Genomic DNA, 14,183 nt, shown 5'->3' on the forward strand with positions numbered 1-14,183 from the left:
ATTCGCGCACCATGGCGCGCTGACGCGAAGCACAACCTGAGCCCAACTTCATCAAGATGACCATCGAAATCTCCAAGGAAGCTCGCAAGGAGGCCATTGCCTCGATCGAGCGATACTTTCTCGAGAACATGGAGGAGAAGATCGGGAACATCGCCGCCGGGGCGCTTCTCGGCTTTTTCCTCGAGGAAATTGGTCCGATCGTCTACAACAAGGCCGTCGCAGACGTGCAGGAACGCCTGCAAACGAGGATCATGGAACTGGATATCGAAGTCCACGAAGACGAGTTCCAGTACTGGCGCAAGTTCGATCGACAGGCCAAGAAAAAGTGAACGATCGCTGGCACACCACCGAGCAGCAGGTTCGGCGCGTTCATCGGACGTGAGGACGGCGGCAGTGGTGGCGGCGCCGCCGACTTCATTCTGACTTCACAAGGCGCCGGCAGACTTCGCCTGCGGTCCTGCTCTCCGAAGCACCTTTCTTTCGTGATACAAGGGTCGGGACCTTTCCTCCGGATTGCCGATCGTCACGCCATGCTGCGCCTTCTCTCTTGTGTTGCCTCGAGTTTGTTCGCTACCGCCTCCTTCGCGCAGACGACCGTCGCGTTTCCCGCTGGCGAGAAAACCGTTGGGAACGGTGCCAAAGCAGTTCCTGGGCAAGCCTCCAGCTGCAGTTTCGTCGGAGCCGATCTGCCGAAAGACACGATCGTGATCGCGGCCGGCAGCTATTCGGGGCGGCAGCTCGACTTCCAGATCGACCAGAGCGGTCACGAGGCGACGCAGTTCGATGTGGCCGTGCACTCCGACAAACCCGTGGCGCTTCTTTTAGGCGCCTACGAGCCCACCATCTGGTCAATTGGCTGGAGCAAGGGCACCCGCGTGGTGGCCGTCTTCGCCACGGGGTATCACCGACAAGTGGTGGCAGGCCTGCCGAAAGGCACGCCGGTGATCACGTCGAGCTACGAAGAGAAGAGCCCATGCGGCTACAACTACATCGGCAGCGAGCAGGGCCTGGCCTGGGTCAATCCGAAGGCGCGCAGCGTGTTCGGCACCGAAGCCGCTCGCGTTTACAACCAGGCGCCCGGCGGACTCCTGGACATTGTCGAGTCGACGCGGTCCAAGACGGCCTATGTGACGTCGCCTGACACTCCGCCGCAGTCTTTCAGGGACACCGCGGCTCCGAAGGCCGGGACGGCCGGACTGGAGGACGCTGTCGCCAAGGGACTGCTGCGTCCCATCACCACGGCGGACCTTGACATGGTGCGAGAGCACTACCGGGCCATGGCATCGAAGACACCGACCGGCAAGCCCGACATTCCGCCAGTCGCGGGAGCCTCTTCGTCATCACCGCCCGAGGTTCGAATTCCCTCCATCTGGATGCACAGAGGATATGTCGTCCAGAAGCCGTTCGTGTATCCCGCGGGTCTGTATGGCGCCAACTCCGCATCGTTCGTTGTGCCCAAGGGCGTCGCGTCGCCGACCGGGAATCCCGGGCACAGCACGGTCATCGATTTGAACCGGAGCAACCCTTGCGTGAGTGCCATGTGTCGCTGACCAATTCATCGCCCCGACGCCGTCCGTCACGCCCCGCAGCAAGCCCGAGGTGAACGCCAACGTCGCCACAACACGAGCTTTGTCGATCGCCTTCGGCTGCCCCTCTTTTTTACCCGCCTGCCCCCAAACCTTCGCCCGGAAGCCGGCTCATCGCAAGGTCAAGCTCAAGAACTCGACCCCTTGCTTCCGGGACGATGCCATGTCGAAACGGGACAGGGTCGACTGCCCCAGTAGCGAGGCACAGTCCTCGCACACCACGGCGGCAACGTTCTTCAGCTCGAAGGGCCCCAGCCGGACCGACTCGAGCACCACCGCGTCCGCAGTCACCTTGCGACCATCGGCCGTCCGCATTTCGACACGTGGCCTCGAGACCCGCCACACCACGTCCGCAGCCTCCAGGTCGGCCGTGCTGAACGTTGTCGTGGTCGCCCCGGTATCCACCATGAAGGGTTTGGGCCGGGAGCGGCCCAGACTGAGCGGCGCGAAATAGTGGCCGGCATGGATGGGCAATCGAAGCACCGGCTGCTCGGCGGTGTCGGTCGGCGCCTCACGCTCCAACAGGCTTTCAATACCGAGTCGCTGGGCCGCGAAGTAGCCGGGCCGCCCTTTGGCTTCTCTGGCGGCATCGAAGGCCTGCAGGAGAGACAGTGCTTCGTAGTGCCGCTTCCGTGAAACCAGCAGTTTGGCAAGCTGACCCCTGACATCGACCAGGGTCGGCGCCACGGAAAGCGTCTTGTAGGACCAGTCGATCGCCTCGTCCGTGCGGCCCGACTTCGCGAGGCTGTCGGCGTAGTACGCGAACAGCTGCGGCGCCCCTTCCCCGAGTTCCAGCGCGCGCTCGAACTCGGCGGTGGCCTCGCCATACCGGTTCAGCCTGCTTAGCGCGACACCAAGGCGGAACCGGCCGGCACCGTCTTGCGGGTGGGTGGCGGCATAGCGCCGCCACAAGCTTTCCACGCATTCCGCATCACCGTGCCGCCAGCACTCCTGGGCCCGCTCGTCCAGCTCGTCGAAGCTCAGCCGCTCGGCGTTCGCCTGGACCACATAGTGTGCATAACCCCGCACGCCCACATAGGTCAGAGTCGGCAGCAGGAGCAGAGCCAGGCAGGTGAAGAGGAACACCTTGAACCGTCCCCTCTGGGTCGGTCGCGAGCTCCACAAGCTGTATGCACCGGCCAGAAGCATCGGCCAGATGAAGCTGCCGACCACCGCACCGGCGGCCTCCGCCCCTCCTCCGCCGCGTTGCAGGACAAGGGCGGCATTGACGCCGGCGCAGGCAAGGAAGGCCAGTAAAGCGCCGCCGCGGAGCCACGGTCCGGCGCGGGTCTCTTCGGGACTGCTTCCGCGCAGGAAGCTGATGTCCCGGGCAGCAAAGTCGGAGGGATCAGCGGCGAAGCCGACAGGTTCTTGTCGCTCGTACGACAGCTGGTGGACCTTTGTGATGGACCAGGGCGTCCGAGATGCACCGACTGCCGCACCCGCCGCTTTCATTTGTGCCCGACACCCTCTTGTCTTGGAGAGTTTAAGGCTCGGCGCTCGTCCGGCGGACGGCATCGCGAGAGGGTTGCCGGGCGCTGTCTACTTTTCCTCGCTGGCGACGCTGCCCCCACCGAGATTCGCCTGCCGGCGGGCGCCTTTGGCCCCCCTCCAAACGGGGGAGTCGCCCCTCGGGCGAGATACCTGTTCGCTAAACTGCCCTCGGGACGATGTCTCCATGCACCCGCACTCGTCAGTACAAACAGCGCGGTGAGGCTAACGGGTCAGGTCCCTCGACCAAACAATAATTTCGTGGAAAGGGAGTCAGCATGTCGATACAGGCACCAACCAGGACAGGTTTCGAAAAATGGCAGGACGGCCTCGCGCGCGCCGTCGGCGACGCCAAGTGGAATGCGTACGACTGTGAAGTCGAGATGGCCGTCGGCGAGTTCAACCGGCATCTCGGCGGCACATCGGGCTACCGCCCTCTGGATTGGCAGCTGATCAAAGCGATGTTATGGACCGAGAGCGGTGCCGAGCACGCGGAGTGGAAAGTCAAACCGATGCAGATCGGCGTAGCCGGCGATCCCGGCCTGATGGCGCTTCTCTCGGGGAAAGAAGGTGGCGAGCTGATCATCCCGCCGACTTGGAGCGGGCTCCTCACCGCCGGCTCGGTGAGATCGATGCCTTCCCACAATATCCGCGCCGGGATCGCCTACCTGCTCATGCGCATGGCGAACTTCGAGCACAAGAGCGTCGCTGCTGAAGACGGGCAGATCCACGAAGTCACGGTCAAAGCAGGCGACAGTTTCGACAAGATCGCCAAGGCCCAGGGGACCACGATCGACGTACTGAAACAGTTGAACCCTTCCGGCAGTGTCCTTCGGGTGGGCCAGGTTCTGAAGTACAAGAAGGCATCGGTCCGGCGCGTCATCACCGGGTGGCGGCATATCAACACGGCCTCCATTGCACAACGGTATAACGGCGGCGGCGACCCCAACTACGCTAAGAAACTGGACTACGCATTGACTCTGATCCGGAAAGGAAAAGCTGCAGCATGTCCCCAATGAAATCTCTCACGCTGGCCTTTTTTCTCGGCATGCCGGTGCTCGGAACCGCGTTTGCGGGGGAGCGCCAGGAGGCTTCCGCAGCACTTGAGGAATGCGGCGCCCATCCTCAGGCGGGCATGCGTGAATGCCTGCAGCAGAAGGCCCGTGACAGTGAAGCAGCGTTGAAACGGGCCGAGGAAAACGCGTCCCAGACCATTTCCAAATGGGACGAAGACGCGAAGTATGTCGCCAAGGCCAGGAGCACCTTGAAGGCGTCGAACAAGGCCTTTTCTCAATACCGGGAAGCGCACTGTGCCCACGTCGCGACGCTCGCCGGAGGGGCCGCCGGCAACGCGCTTGAGATGCGCCGCCTCGCTTGCGTGTTGGAGCTGAACGGCGGCAGGGCCCGGCAGCTCTCTGACACGACAAGCGAATTGCCGTTGAAAGGGCAATAGAAAAAGCTCGGCGGGCCGTTCAGGCCTCCTGACCCTGCACGGCCAGGCGTCGCTCGTTGGCGGCGGCGATCATTTTCTGCACGCCGAACACCCCGATCAAGCCGACGGGTACAAACACACCGAAGCCGATGAAGGCCATCACAGCGAACAGCTTCATGCGGGTGGCTGCATAGCCCAGCGTGCCGATCAGGCTCAGCAACAGAAAGCCAAGCAATACCACCATCAAGCCGCCCCGAAAGCTGTCTGAAATGTCGTTCCGTGCCAAAAACGACGCCGATACCATGAGGTTGATGATGACGGAGACGATGGCTTGAGTCATGGCGATCTGCTGCGGCTTACGGTTGGGCAGGTGTGGGTCGGTGCGGGCTGCTCGTAGGAGCAACCCTTCTGTAGAGGCCGCATTGTCTGGGGCTGGATCGCGGTTCGACACCACCTATTGAAGGGGCTTCCCCCTGTTTGGGGGCTTCAGCGCCGGGTCGCTGCGTGCCGGGAACACGGTCGGAGATCAGTGCGGCCGTATCAGGCCCCGGGCACGGAGCTCGGCAAGCACGGAGGCGACGACAGCATCGCAACGACCGCCGGCGAACGCATACAGTTCCGTCGCCACGCGGCCCACGTCGGCCCCGAGCAGGTTCCGCAGCATCGAGCGGACGCGCAGGTAGCGGGTCTTTACGACGTCCGGACTCACCTGCAGCGCCGACGCCGTTTCCTCCACGGTCATTTCCTGCACGGCGCGCAGCATGAACAGGCTCCGGTAGAGCGCCGGCAGCTGGTCGATGGCACGCTGCAGGAACTCGCGAGCTTGCGCCTGGGAGGCCGGGGTTTCCGGCGATGAAGTGTCGGAAGGAAGTTCTGCCATCGGGTCCTCCGCCAGATGTTCTGCGTCGAGCGGCGCCTCTGTCTCGTCGAGTTGCACCAGCCGGCTCTGCTTGCGCTGCAGGCTCAAGGCCCCATTGATCGCGATGCGCGCCACCCAGGTCGACAAGGCCGCCTCGCCCCGGTAGGTCTGCATCGAGGCGAAGGCACGCAGGTAGGCTTCCTGCACCACGTCCTGCGCGTCGGCGTCGTCATTGACGATGCCGCGTGCCGTCCTGAACATCAGGCGGTTGTAGCGCCGCATGATCGCTTCGAAGGCAGAGGCGTCGCCGGTCAAGACGGCCGCCACGAGGTCGAGGTCGCTGCGAGCATCGGGGATGCGCCGGGCCGCCACGCCGGCGGCCGGGTCCATCCTGGGGTACAACTGTTCTGACATGAACGAAAGGCTCTAGGTATCTCTGCTTGAGCGCAGGCGGCACGAAAAGGTGACAAGGGCCGCACTGGCGTGTCCGTCAATAGCCGTGGAAGCCCTCGGTGTGGATGTCGGCGCTCGCGATGCCGATCCGACCCAATGCATTCTGCACGTCCGCCACCATCGCAGGCGAGCCGACGATGTAGAAAACCGGCGAGGACAGAGGTCCGCACAGCCGTTCGAGCAAACGTTCGTCGACGCGACCCGACAGTCCCTGCCATCCGTCCTGCAGCGCCGACGGATCGGACATCGTGGCGAACAAGCGGAAGTCGGGGCACCTGGCTTGCAGTGCTTGCAACTCGTCCAGGAAGGCGGCGTCCTCGGGCCTTCGGCTGGCGTAGATCAGGGTCACCGGAGAGGCCGGGCGCTCCAGCTGGGCCTGCCGCAACATGCTGACGAAGGGTGCGATGCCGATCCCGCCCGCGATGAACACCGTCTGGCGGGCCTCCGGGTCGCGCAGGGTGAGCCCGCCGAACGGGCCTTCGAGGCTCACTGAGCGACCGACAGGCAAGGCAGCGAGCGCGCGCTTGAACGGCGTCTCGCGCATCCGGGTGGCGATGACCAGCTCGGACTCGTGCGGGGCGCTGACCAGCGAGAAGGCGTGCCGCATCGCCGCCTGGCCGTCGCCGCTCGCAGGGGGCAGGACCAGGTTGATGGCCTGTCCGGCCACGAAGTGGAATTCGTGCGGCCGCTCGAAGTGGAAGGCCAGCGTGTCCCGCGCGACAGCTTCCTTGCGGAGCAGACGGACCGCCTGCGCGCCGGTCCTGAGGGCTGTCGCGGCGCTGCTGGTGCTGCGGGACGGCGAGCGATGTGCAGCGTGCGGGTCGCCGGGACGGACGATGCGGGCGTAGGCGGAGTGGTTGTGGATGGACTCGAAGTTCTCCACTTCGACTGTGTAGGCCCCGATGCGCAGATCCTGGTTGAGCGCCAAGGCCAGGTCGCGGACGATGTCCTCGGCGAACTTCGGGTTCTCGTAGGCCCGTTCGGTGACATGCTTTTCGTCGACCCGCTTCAGCAGCCCGTAGACCTCGCAGGAGGCGCTTCGCTCGGCGATGAGGATCAACTCTTCGATGAACATCGGCCCGTGCAGCTCGACGTCCAGCGTGAGGTGCGAACGCTGGTTGTGGGCCCCGTAGGCCGAGATCTCCTTGGAGCAGGGGCACAAGCTCGTTGCCGGCACCACCACACGCATCGAGAAGCGGTAGTCCCCTGAAGGCGCGAGCCGGCCCCGCCATGCCACCTGGTAGTCCAGGCGACTCTGCACGCCGGACACCGGTGCGGCCTTGGTCACGAAATACGGAAAGCGAAGCTCCACTTCGCCGCCCGGAGCATCGAGCCGGCCGAGCATGTCCCGCACCAGCATCTCGAAGGACGCCGGGTCCAGCACCTCGGGCCCGGCCTCCAGCAGCTCCAGAAACCGGGACATGTGGGTACCCTTGGTGGACGCCCCGAGCGCGACCGCCATCGAGAACTCGCCAACCGTCGGCTGGGCCGTACCGCCCCGGCTGGCGATCCGCAGCGGGTAACGCACGCCTTTGACGCCCACGGCATCGATGGGCAAGCTGCGCTTGTCCGGGCTGGCTTGAATGTCTGGCAGGAGGGTGAGGCGCTCGGGGGCGTTCATGACGGCTGTGTCCTGGGTTCAGTGAAGGGCTTGTCCTCCTGTTAGACGCGGTGGCCGGCAAAAGGTGACAGGGGTCGGCGTGTAGGCTGCGGTGGCCCGGGCTGCCGTCTACAACGAGCTGCTATAGGTCCGGGCATGAACCTGCAGCATGAACGCATCGTCAGCCGATGCGGCGCAAACGTCCATCGAAGCGGCGGCTTCTCTTCCAGAACTTCCGCAGCGAGTACGAGCAAAGGGATGCACTCTCGCGGTGGTGGCACAACAATCAGCTGGAAGGCTCGGCTCGATTCGGCGGAGGTCCGAGCCGAGTTCTCGAAGACGGTTGGGCAGCTGATGATAAGCAGCGTCCTTCAGTCGATGGCCTGACTCAAGCCACCCTTTCCTATCTGGCTGAGCTCCTTGTCAATATCTGCGCGACCCGCACTATGCTCGTTTGCGGCACCGCCCGTAAGCCCGCCTTACAACATGCACGCACTCAGGGGGTGGCGGGGTGCGACCGCGCCGTTAGCATGCGCACACATAACAGCCCTGGGAGGGCGCCATGTCGGACTACGAACACGAAGCAGCGAAGCCAGCCGTGCCTCATTGCAAGGGCGCAGCGCTGTCGCTCCGCTTCAACGGCGACTACCTGATGCTGAGCGGCAAGAAGACCTACATCTTCCCCGCCGTCTCAGGCAAGCCGGACAAGGCCGGTCACTTTTCGAACACTGTTGAGCGCCAGAAGCAGAAGGGCATCGGCCTCACCCCAAGGGGGAATGCTGGGTCAATTTCCAGGAGCTGTGGGAGAACGCCTGATACAAGCGCGGGCCATACGCCGGGTGGGGCAACTTCCGCATCACAATCCACAAGTTCCCCGCCACCGAGACGTATGGCCGCGGTGGCTTCTTCCTTCATGGGGGCGCCGTTCCTGGGAGCGCCGGCTGCATCGACTTGAACAACCGGATCGACGATTTCGTCGCGGCAATGCGCGAAGAACTGGAAGGCGAGAAGCAGTGCTACATCTCCCTCTCCGTCTACTACTGAGCAAAGATGGGTAGCAAGATTATTGCCGCTATTGCCGCCATTGCCGCCCTAGGGGTCGCCGGCTTCGACGTGTACGTCACCTACATCAACCTGGTGGAAGCCTATGGCAGTGGCCCGCCCTACTACGGCATGACGGAGAACATGGACAAGTGGGCCAGCCCGGTTGGCTTCTTGCTCATGTTCAACGCAGTCGCGCTCGTTCTCGTGTACGTGCTCGGCCGTTTGGCCTGGAAGCTGTGGAAGAAGCAGCCGTCGTAAGCCCGGCTATCTGCGCCATGTCACAACGACAGGTCGAGGACTCGTTCGACAAGATCGAGAACAAGACCGGCATCATCTTCCTGAAGGACTACTACGGTCCCGGGCTTTCCGGTGACACATTGACTTCTTTAACGGGTCGCGGATGACTGACTTGTCGTCCTGGTTCCGGATTGCTATCGGCTTCTCTATCCAGGGATACTGGAGCGACTACAGGAAAGCCAAGGCCATCCGGTTTTGGCAGTTGGCATGAAACGGTTGCTCTACACCGTCGCTGGCGGTGCCCTGTTTGCGGTGTTGTCCTACTTCCTGGTCGAGCTGTTCGCCCAGTGGTACGGCCCGAGGTACATCAAGTCGGACTCGGACATCGGCGACATCTACATGATCTCGCTCGGGTTCATGCTGGTGTGCCTGATCATCGGCGCGGTCTTTGGCTTCAAACTGGCGGGAAAGCGACCGAGCACCACGAACAGCTAAGGACGCGCTGAACAACGGGCCCCTTGCCCCGAGCTGAGTCGAGCGAGCGTCACGGCAACGGAGCAAACGCCTTTGTCGGCGGCGCAAGAGGCCCCCTCGAACGCGGTCTGAGGCCTCGTTCGAGGCCTGCGTACCACTGCGGCAGACAGTACGTGCGCAGCATCTTGGGCACACCGATCCGTTGCCGGCCCACGCGACCACTCTTCGTATACATGTCAACGTCGGTTTAAAACTGACCCACTTTCCGGCGATCGCGTCGGAGTAAATCTGACCCACCCGGGGTCTCATTGCTTCAATTCTTCGGCTTGACCTGTCCGGCCTTGCGCTTGTCCTTCAGGCGGTAGCTCTCGCCGGCGATCTGCACGATGTGGGCGTGGTGCAGCAGTCGGTCGAGCAGCGCAGCCGTGAGGGTCTGGTCGTCGGCGAAGCCGCTGGACCACTGGCTGAACGGCAAGTTGCTGGTGAGCACGATGCTGCCGCGCTCATACCGCTTGGCCACGACGTTGAAGAACAGCGTCGCCTCCTCGGGCCCACCACCGCCCGGTTGAAGTACTCCTTGAGGCGGTCTTGCTTGTGGGCCGTGGCCAGTTGCAGCATCAGGTCGGCCGCCGTGATGAAGCGCGTCTTGATGCCCGCCATCACCGCCCGGTACGCCAGGGCTTGCGCCAGATGGCTCTTGCCAACGCCACTGGGTCCGAGGAAGACGACGTTCTCGGCGCGCTCGACGAAGCTCAGGGCAGCCAGTTCCTGGATCTGGCTGCGCGGCGCACCGCTGGCGAAGCCGAAGTCGCAGTAGAGACGGGGGCCTGACCCCGATGCTCCCACCCGGCCATGTGCGGCTGGTCGCGAGCGACTCGGCCATTGCCGAGTCGCTGCTCGACGACCTGGCGGCCTTCATGCGCGAGCCGAGCAACGCCGGCATCCAGGTCGACATCGAGGAGCGCATCTCCAGCGAGCTGGTGCGCGCGGTGCGTGAAGGCAGCGCCTCACTGGGCGTCTGCTGGGACAGCATCGCCTTCGACGGCCTGGAGCACCGCCCCTACCGGGAGGACGAGCTGGCGCTCGCGGTGCCGGCCGGCCACCCGCTGGCCGGCCGGCCTTCGCTGCGCTTCGAGCAGAGCCTGAGCCATGAGCACGTCGGGCTGCCGCCCAGCACCGCGGTGCACCGCATGCTTCAGCGTGCCGCGGCGGAGTGTGGCAAGGCCATCGTGTACCGGGTGGTGGTGTCCAACTTTGACGTGGCTTTCCGGGTCGTCGCGGCCGGGCTGGGCATCAGCGTGGTACCGCTGCAGGTCGGGACCGCGTATGCGCGCCTCCTGAACGTGCGGTTGGTGCCGCTCAGCGACGCCTGGGCACGGCGCCGCTTCGCGGTCTGCTACCGCAGCCAACCGGCGTTGCCGCCGGCCGCGCAGCGGATGCTCGACTATTTGGCCGGCAAGGCGGTGGCGGCAGACGCTTGAGGCCGCGTCCACCGCCGGCCCATTAGAGGCAGGCCGAGGAGGAGGAGGAGCAGGACGGAAGCGGGTTCCAGAACGACCCGAGCGCTCCCCGTCACATAAAGCTCGTTCAACTCCGGCTGAATCCACGCCTGTTGAGCGTCGAGAAATGGCAGGGTCCCGAGGTTTTCAATGACCTGCGGGACAAGGGGCTTGAAGTAAGCCGTCACGGTGAAACTCGTGGCAGCCCCGACCTGCTGCGCCGGGACCACCGTCGTGAAATTCATGGAGCAATGGCCGAGGAGAAAAGATCCGCGCAAAGGACTCAGCAACCGTGCGAGAAGCCCTGGGGATCTGCCTGGCGGAACCAGGTGCGAAGGCGTGCAAACCCGGTCTCAAGTTGGCGTGCCAGCGGCCGTAAATAACGCTGGTGAGCCGTCTCTCCCGGTACCGTGCCGATTGCGGCGCGACGACACGCCTTGTTTTTATGCACCTGCCAGCCGCTGTCCGGACCTGCCACCGCGTGGCGATCCGCCTTACACGTTCGCATGCGGGCAAGCCGCATCCGGCCATCGCCAGCCTGCGCGCTGCGCTGCTGTGGCTGCTGGCCTGGCTCGCGACCGTGGCCGTCTCGGCGGCCTGCGCCCAACCGGTGGAGCTGTCGGCCTCCCGGGTCGGGACGCTGCTCGGCCAGGAGCTGCGCTACCTGGAGGACCCGGACGGGCGGCTCGACCTGGCGGCGGTCCGGGCCCGCGCCGACAGCATGCGGCCCAGCGAGCAGGCGGTGCCCAACTTCGGATACACCCGGACGACCTACTGGTTCCATGTGCGCTTGGTCAACCGCGACCCCCTGGTGACGCGCTGGTTGCTGGAAGCCCAGTACCCGCAGCTGGACGACGTGAGCTTCTACGCGCTGCGTGGCGACACGGTGGTCACCGCGTCGCGGGCCGGGCGGCTGTTTCCCTTCGGCCAACGCCAGGTCGAACACCGCAACCTGATCTACCCGCTCGAACTGGCCGAGGGCGAGGCGGTCGACATCTACCTGCGAGTCCATACCCAGAGCTCGCTGCAGCTGCCGCTGCTGCTGAGCACGCCCGCCGCCTTGTTCACGCGCGACCTGAAAGTGCAACTCGCCCTCGGGCTCCTCTACGGCGTGCTGGTCGCGATGCTGGTGTTCAACCTGCTGGCCTACGTGCAGATCCGCCACCGGAGCTATCTGCACTACATGCAGTTCACCGGGAGCTATATGTTCTGCCAGCTGGCCATCAACGGGCTGGCGTTCCAATACCTGTGGCCCGACGCGCCGCGCTGGGCCGCCACGGCGCTGCCGGTTTTCGTCTGCATGTCGCTCGTGGGCATGCTCAACTTCAGCCGCTCCTTCCTCGATCTCGCGCATTGCCTGCCGAGGACGGACCGGCTGATGCGCGCGTATGCGCTCGCGCTGCTGCTGCTGGCCCTGGCGGCGCTGGTCACGCCTTACCGCATCGCCATCACGCTGGCGACGGTCAACGCCTTTTTCGTGTCCCTCGGCGTGTTCGCCGTCGCCGTCGTCGCCGTGTCGCGCGGCCTCAAGCAGGCGCGCTATTTCATGCTCGCGTGGGCCGCGCCGCTCGTCGGCATCGGGCTGTACCCGCTCAAGACCTTCGGCCTGCTGCCCAGCAACGTCCTGACCGAGTACGGGCTGCAGATCGGCTCCGCGGTCGAGGCGCTGCTGCTGTCGGCCGCCCTGCTGGACCGCATGAAGATCCTGAAGGAACAGAACGAACGCATCGAGGCCGATGCGCGACGCGACCTGGAGCAACGCGTGGCACAGCGCACCGAAGAGCTGAACGGCGCGCTGCGCGAGCTGTCGGATGCCAACGCCGTGCTGCAGCAGATGAACGTGCTCGACGGTTTGACCGGGGTGAAGAACCGCAAGCATTTCGACGAGCGGCTGGACAGCGAATTGAAGAGCCAGGCCCGGACGGGCCGGCCGCTGTCGCTGCTACTGATCGACATCGACCACTTCAAGTCCGTCAACGACACGCACGGCCACCTGGCCGGAGATGCTTGCCTGCGCGCGGTCGCCGGGGCCATTGCGGCCTCTTTGTTCCGCCCGGGCGACGAGGTCTCGCGCTATGGTGGCGAGGAATTCGCGGTGGTGCTCCCCGAGACGCCGGCGCCGGGCGCGGCGGCTCTGGCAGAGCGGATCCGCTCTGCGGTCGAGCAACTGCAGCTGCACTGGGAGCAGGGAGAGCGGATTCCGCTGACGGTCAGCATCGGCGTCGCCCAAGCGAAGCCCGGACAAGGCGCGGTCCCGCTGATCGCGACGGCTGACGCCCAGCTCTATCGCGCCAAGCACGAGGGCCGCAACTGCGTCCGGACGGCGTCGGGCGAGGCGGGCGGCGTGGTGGTGCCGCTGCCGCGTTGAAGGCGGCCCGGCGCGACGCCTGTCGGCACGTGCCGCTGGTCATGCGCCGAGGCAGCTTCTATGGTGAAGAGGGCTGCGCCTTCGATCACCCCATGCCTCCGATCCCGAGTGGCGACGGGTCTCAACGCAACAAGGCCCGGGCCAGGTGGCTGGAGCGCGTCGGGCTGGCGGAGCGAGCGGGCCCTGGCCGAGGGGGCCCGCCTGACCGCCGCGCATCCGCGGAGTGCGGTGCTGCGCATACAATTCAGCCGCGCCCGCGGCGAGGACGGGCTGGGTCCGGTGCAGCGTGCAGGCGCTCAAGGCCTGCCTGGAGCAGGTGGGTAGGGAGTCTTCGATATGAATTACACCCGCGCGGACCTGGCCGACCGACTAGCGGCCGAATACGTGCTCGGCACGCTCCACGGTCCGGCCCGCCACCGTTTCGAGGTGCTGTTGCCGGCCCATCCGGTGTTGCGGCAGGCGGTGCGAGGCTGGGAGGCGCAGCTCGCACCGCTGATGCAAGCGGTGCCACCGGTCGAGCCTTCGCCCGAGGTGTGGCAACGTATCGAGGCCGCGCTCGCGCGTCGGCACGCGGTCACCTCACCGGCGCGAGCGCCAGCGCAGCGGCGTTGGAACTCACTGGTGCTGTGGCGCGGCTGGGCGCTGTTCGCCAGTGCGGTGACAGCCTGCCTGACCTTGCTGCTGACCCGACCGCCGCCGTCGCGCCCCCCGCTCGTGGTCGTGCTGACGGCGCCGGAGGGCGCGCAGTCTTTTGTCGCGGGCATCAATGCCGACCGCCGCAGCATGGAAGTGCGGCCATTGGTGCACGTGACCCCGCCCTCCGGCCGCGATTTGCAGCTGTGGGTGCTGCCGCCGGGCGGTGCACCGCGCTCGCTGGGCCTGATCTCGCCGGACCGTGCCACCGTGCTGCGGCATCCCCCGCCGCCTCGCGGCGCCGACACGCTCGCGGTGACGCTGGAACCCGCAGGGGGCTCCCCGAGCGGCGCGCCGACCGGGCCCGTCCTCTACAGCGGAAGGCTGCAGCTCTGAGGGGTCGCGCGAAAAAGCAAACCCGCCAGGGGCGGGTTTCTCAGAGAGACGGGGTCACTCAGAGAGACGGGGTCAGGCCTTAAATTAAATCTTAACTGCTACGCCTTGCGA

15 protein-coding genes and 4 pseudogenes are annotated in these 14,183 nt (G+C 65.3%); 11 read left to right on the forward strand and 8 right to left on the reverse strand.

Going from position 1 to position 14,183, the window contains the following annotated elements:
- Window positions 1-56: 56 nt before the first annotated feature.
- Both OOT46_RS21745 and OOT46_RS21750 read left to right on the forward strand, forming a co-directional pair.
- The gene (locus OOT46_RS21745) at window positions 57-329 is read left to right on the forward strand and encodes a DUF2164 domain-containing protein (protein WP_265405724.1); all 273 of its coding nucleotides are present in this window, start codon (window positions 57-59) and stop codon (window positions 327-329) included.
- Window positions 330-530: 201 nt separating this feature from the next.
- Window positions 531-1,550 carry a hypothetical protein gene (locus OOT46_RS21750; RefSeq protein ID WP_265405725.1) on the forward strand — a complete coding sequence of 340 codons (1,020 nt, stop codon included), beginning with the start codon at window positions 531-533 and terminating at the stop codon, window positions 1,548-1,550.
- A 147-nt stretch (window positions 1,551-1,697) separates the two neighbouring features.
- Here OOT46_RS21750 and OOT46_RS21755 read toward each other — a convergent pair whose 3' ends face one another.
- Window positions 1,698-3,041, reverse strand: a complete 1,344-nt coding sequence (locus OOT46_RS21755; protein ID WP_265405726.1) for a retroviral-like aspartic protease family protein — start codon at window positions 3,039-3,041, stop codon at window positions 1,698-1,700.
- A 314-nt stretch (window positions 3,042-3,355) separates the two neighbouring features.
- On the opposite strand from OOT46_RS21755, the gene OOT46_RS21760 reads away from it, so the two are divergent.
- Together OOT46_RS21760 and OOT46_RS21765 are read left to right on the forward strand one after the other, a co-directional pair.
- Entirely contained in the window at window positions 3,356-4,096 is a 741-nt protein-coding gene (locus tag OOT46_RS21760; protein ID WP_265405727.1) for a LysM peptidoglycan-binding domain-containing protein, read from the forward strand.
- On the forward strand, window positions 4,093-4,530 hold the full coding sequence (locus OOT46_RS21765) for a lysozyme inhibitor LprI family protein (RefSeq protein WP_265405728.1): 438 nt from the start codon (window positions 4,093-4,095) through the stop codon (window positions 4,528-4,530). Before OOT46_RS21760 ends, OOT46_RS21765 begins: the two co-directional genes overlap by 4 nt.
- 19 nt (window positions 4,531-4,549) lie before the next feature.
- Here OOT46_RS21765 and OOT46_RS21770 read toward each other — a convergent pair whose 3' ends face one another.
- The 4 genes and pseudogenes from OOT46_RS21770 to folE2 form a co-directional block, all read right to left on the reverse strand.
- Window positions 4,550-4,849: a hypothetical protein gene (locus OOT46_RS21770; RefSeq protein ID WP_265405729.1), complete on the reverse strand. Its 300-nt coding sequence runs from the start codon at window positions 4,847-4,849 to the stop codon at window positions 4,550-4,552.
- Between the two features lie 186 nt (window positions 4,850-5,035).
- Window positions 5,036-5,782: an RNA polymerase sigma factor gene (locus OOT46_RS21775; RefSeq protein ID WP_265405730.1), complete on the reverse strand. Its 747-nt coding sequence runs from the start codon at window positions 5,780-5,782 to the stop codon at window positions 5,036-5,038.
- 76 nt (window positions 5,783-5,858) lie between these two features.
- Window positions 5,859-6,659, reverse strand: a complete 801-nt coding sequence (locus OOT46_RS21780) for a ferredoxin--NADP reductase (RefSeq protein WP_265405753.1) — start codon at window positions 6,657-6,659, stop codon at window positions 5,859-5,861.
- Window positions 6,651-7,442, reverse strand: a pseudogene (folE2, locus tag OOT46_RS21785) (GTP cyclohydrolase FolE2); the annotation flags it as partial. The gene OOT46_RS21780 and the pseudogene folE2, both read right to left, overlap by 9 nt.
- A 541-nt stretch (window positions 7,443-7,983) precedes the next feature.
- Between folE2 and OOT46_RS21790 the strand changes: the two are divergent.
- From OOT46_RS21790 to OOT46_RS21805, 4 genes are all read left to right on the forward strand, one after another.
- Window positions 7,984-8,376, forward strand: coding sequence for a hypothetical protein (locus tag OOT46_RS21790; protein WP_265405731.1), 393 nt, complete (start codon window positions 7,984-7,986; stop codon window positions 8,374-8,376).
- A 95-nt stretch (window positions 8,377-8,471) separates the two neighbouring features.
- The gene (locus OOT46_RS21795) at window positions 8,472-8,723 is read left to right on the forward strand and encodes a hypothetical protein (RefSeq protein ID WP_265405732.1); all 252 of its coding nucleotides are present in this window, start codon (window positions 8,472-8,474) and stop codon (window positions 8,721-8,723) included.
- 17 nt (window positions 8,724-8,740) lie between these two features.
- Window positions 8,741-8,869, forward strand: a complete 129-nt coding sequence (locus tag OOT46_RS21800; protein WP_265405733.1) for a hypothetical protein — start codon at window positions 8,741-8,743, stop codon at window positions 8,867-8,869.
- Between the two features lie 100 nt (window positions 8,870-8,969).
- Window positions 8,970-9,197 (forward strand): hypothetical protein, encoded by a 228-nt coding sequence (locus OOT46_RS21805; protein WP_265405734.1) that lies wholly within the window; start codon window positions 8,970-8,972, stop codon window positions 9,195-9,197.
- Window positions 9,198-9,306: 109 nt separating this feature from the next.
- Here OOT46_RS21805 and OOT46_RS31000 read toward each other — a convergent pair.
- Together OOT46_RS31000 and OOT46_RS21810 are read right to left on the reverse strand one after the other, a co-directional pair.
- A pseudogene (locus OOT46_RS31000) lies at window positions 9,307-9,411 on the reverse strand (IS5/IS1182 family transposase); the annotation flags it as partial.
- 78 nt (window positions 9,412-9,489) lie between these two features.
- Window positions 9,490-9,986 (reverse strand): annotated as a pseudogene (locus OOT46_RS21810) (ATP-binding protein); the annotation flags it as partial.
- A 38-nt stretch (window positions 9,987-10,024) separates the two neighbouring features.
- On the opposite strand from OOT46_RS21810, the pseudogene OOT46_RS21815 reads away from it, so the two are divergent.
- Window positions 10,025-10,657: pseudogene (locus OOT46_RS21815) on the forward strand (LysR substrate-binding domain-containing protein); the annotation flags it as partial.
- Here OOT46_RS21815 and OOT46_RS21820 read toward each other — a convergent pair.
- Window positions 10,621-10,920, reverse strand: a complete 300-nt coding sequence (locus OOT46_RS21820; protein WP_265405735.1) for a hypothetical protein — start codon at window positions 10,918-10,920, stop codon at window positions 10,621-10,623. The pseudogene OOT46_RS21815 and the gene OOT46_RS21820 sit on opposite strands and share 37 nt — an antisense overlap.
- A gap of 236 nt (window positions 10,921-11,156) precedes the next feature.
- Between OOT46_RS21820 and OOT46_RS21825 the strand changes: the two genes are divergently transcribed.
- Together OOT46_RS21825 and OOT46_RS21830 are read left to right on the forward strand one after the other, a co-directional pair.
- Window positions 11,157-13,043, forward strand: coding sequence for a diguanylate cyclase (locus tag OOT46_RS21825; RefSeq protein ID WP_265405736.1), 1,887 nt, complete (start codon window positions 11,157-11,159; stop codon window positions 13,041-13,043).
- A gap of 336 nt (window positions 13,044-13,379) precedes the next feature.
- On the forward strand, window positions 13,380-14,072 hold the full coding sequence (locus OOT46_RS21830; protein WP_265405737.1) for an anti-sigma factor domain-containing protein: 693 nt from the start codon (window positions 13,380-13,382) through the stop codon (window positions 14,070-14,072).
- Window positions 14,073-14,183 lie beyond the last annotated feature (111 nt).

The organism is Aquabacterium sp. A7-Y, assembly GCF_026153205.1.
GTDB lineage: Bacteria > Pseudomonadota > Gammaproteobacteria > Burkholderiales > Burkholderiaceae_C > Caldimonas.

What these genes read in the sequence shown, in the direction of transcription:
- OOT46_RS21745 (WP_265405724.1), top strand. Translation starts at nt 57, where the DNA reads ATGACCATCGAAATCTCCAAGGAAGCTCGCAAGGAGGCCATTGCCTCG.
- OOT46_RS21750 (WP_265405725.1), top strand. Translation starts at nt 531, where the DNA reads ATGCTGCGCCTTCTCTCTTGTGTTGCCTCGAGTTTGTTCGCTACCGCC.
- OOT46_RS21755 (WP_265405726.1), bottom strand. Translation starts at nt 3,041, where the DNA reads ATGAAAGCGGCGGGTGCGGCAGTCGGTGCATCTCGGACGCCCTGGTCC.
- OOT46_RS21760 (WP_265405727.1), top strand. Translation starts at nt 3,356, where the DNA reads ATGTCGATACAGGCACCAACCAGGACAGGTTTCGAAAAATGGCAGGAC.
- OOT46_RS21765 (WP_265405728.1), top strand. Translation starts at nt 4,093, where the DNA reads ATGAAATCTCTCACGCTGGCCTTTTTTCTCGGCATGCCGGTGCTCGGA.
- OOT46_RS21770 (WP_265405729.1), bottom strand. Translation starts at nt 4,849, where the DNA reads ATGACTCAAGCCATCGTCTCCGTCATCATCAACCTCATGGTATCGGCG.
- OOT46_RS21775 (WP_265405730.1), bottom strand. Translation starts at nt 5,782, where the DNA reads ATGTCAGAACAGTTGTACCCCAGGATGGACCCGGCCGCCGGCGTGGCG.
- OOT46_RS21790 (WP_265405731.1), top strand. Translation starts at nt 7,984, where the DNA reads ATGTCGGACTACGAACACGAAGCAGCGAAGCCAGCCGTGCCTCATTGC.
- OOT46_RS21795 (WP_265405732.1), top strand. Translation starts at nt 8,472, where the DNA reads ATGGGTAGCAAGATTATTGCCGCTATTGCCGCCATTGCCGCCCTAGGG.
- OOT46_RS21800 (WP_265405733.1), top strand. Translation starts at nt 8,741, where the DNA reads ATGTCACAACGACAGGTCGAGGACTCGTTCGACAAGATCGAGAACAAG.
- OOT46_RS21805 (WP_265405734.1), top strand. Translation starts at nt 8,970, where the DNA reads ATGAAACGGTTGCTCTACACCGTCGCTGGCGGTGCCCTGTTTGCGGTG.
- OOT46_RS21820 (WP_265405735.1), bottom strand. Translation starts at nt 10,920, where the DNA reads ATGAATTTCACGACGGTGGTCCCGGCGCAGCAGGTCGGGGCTGCCACG.
- OOT46_RS21830 (WP_265405737.1), top strand. Translation starts at nt 13,380, where the DNA reads ATGAATTACACCCGCGCGGACCTGGCCGACCGACTAGCGGCCGAATAC.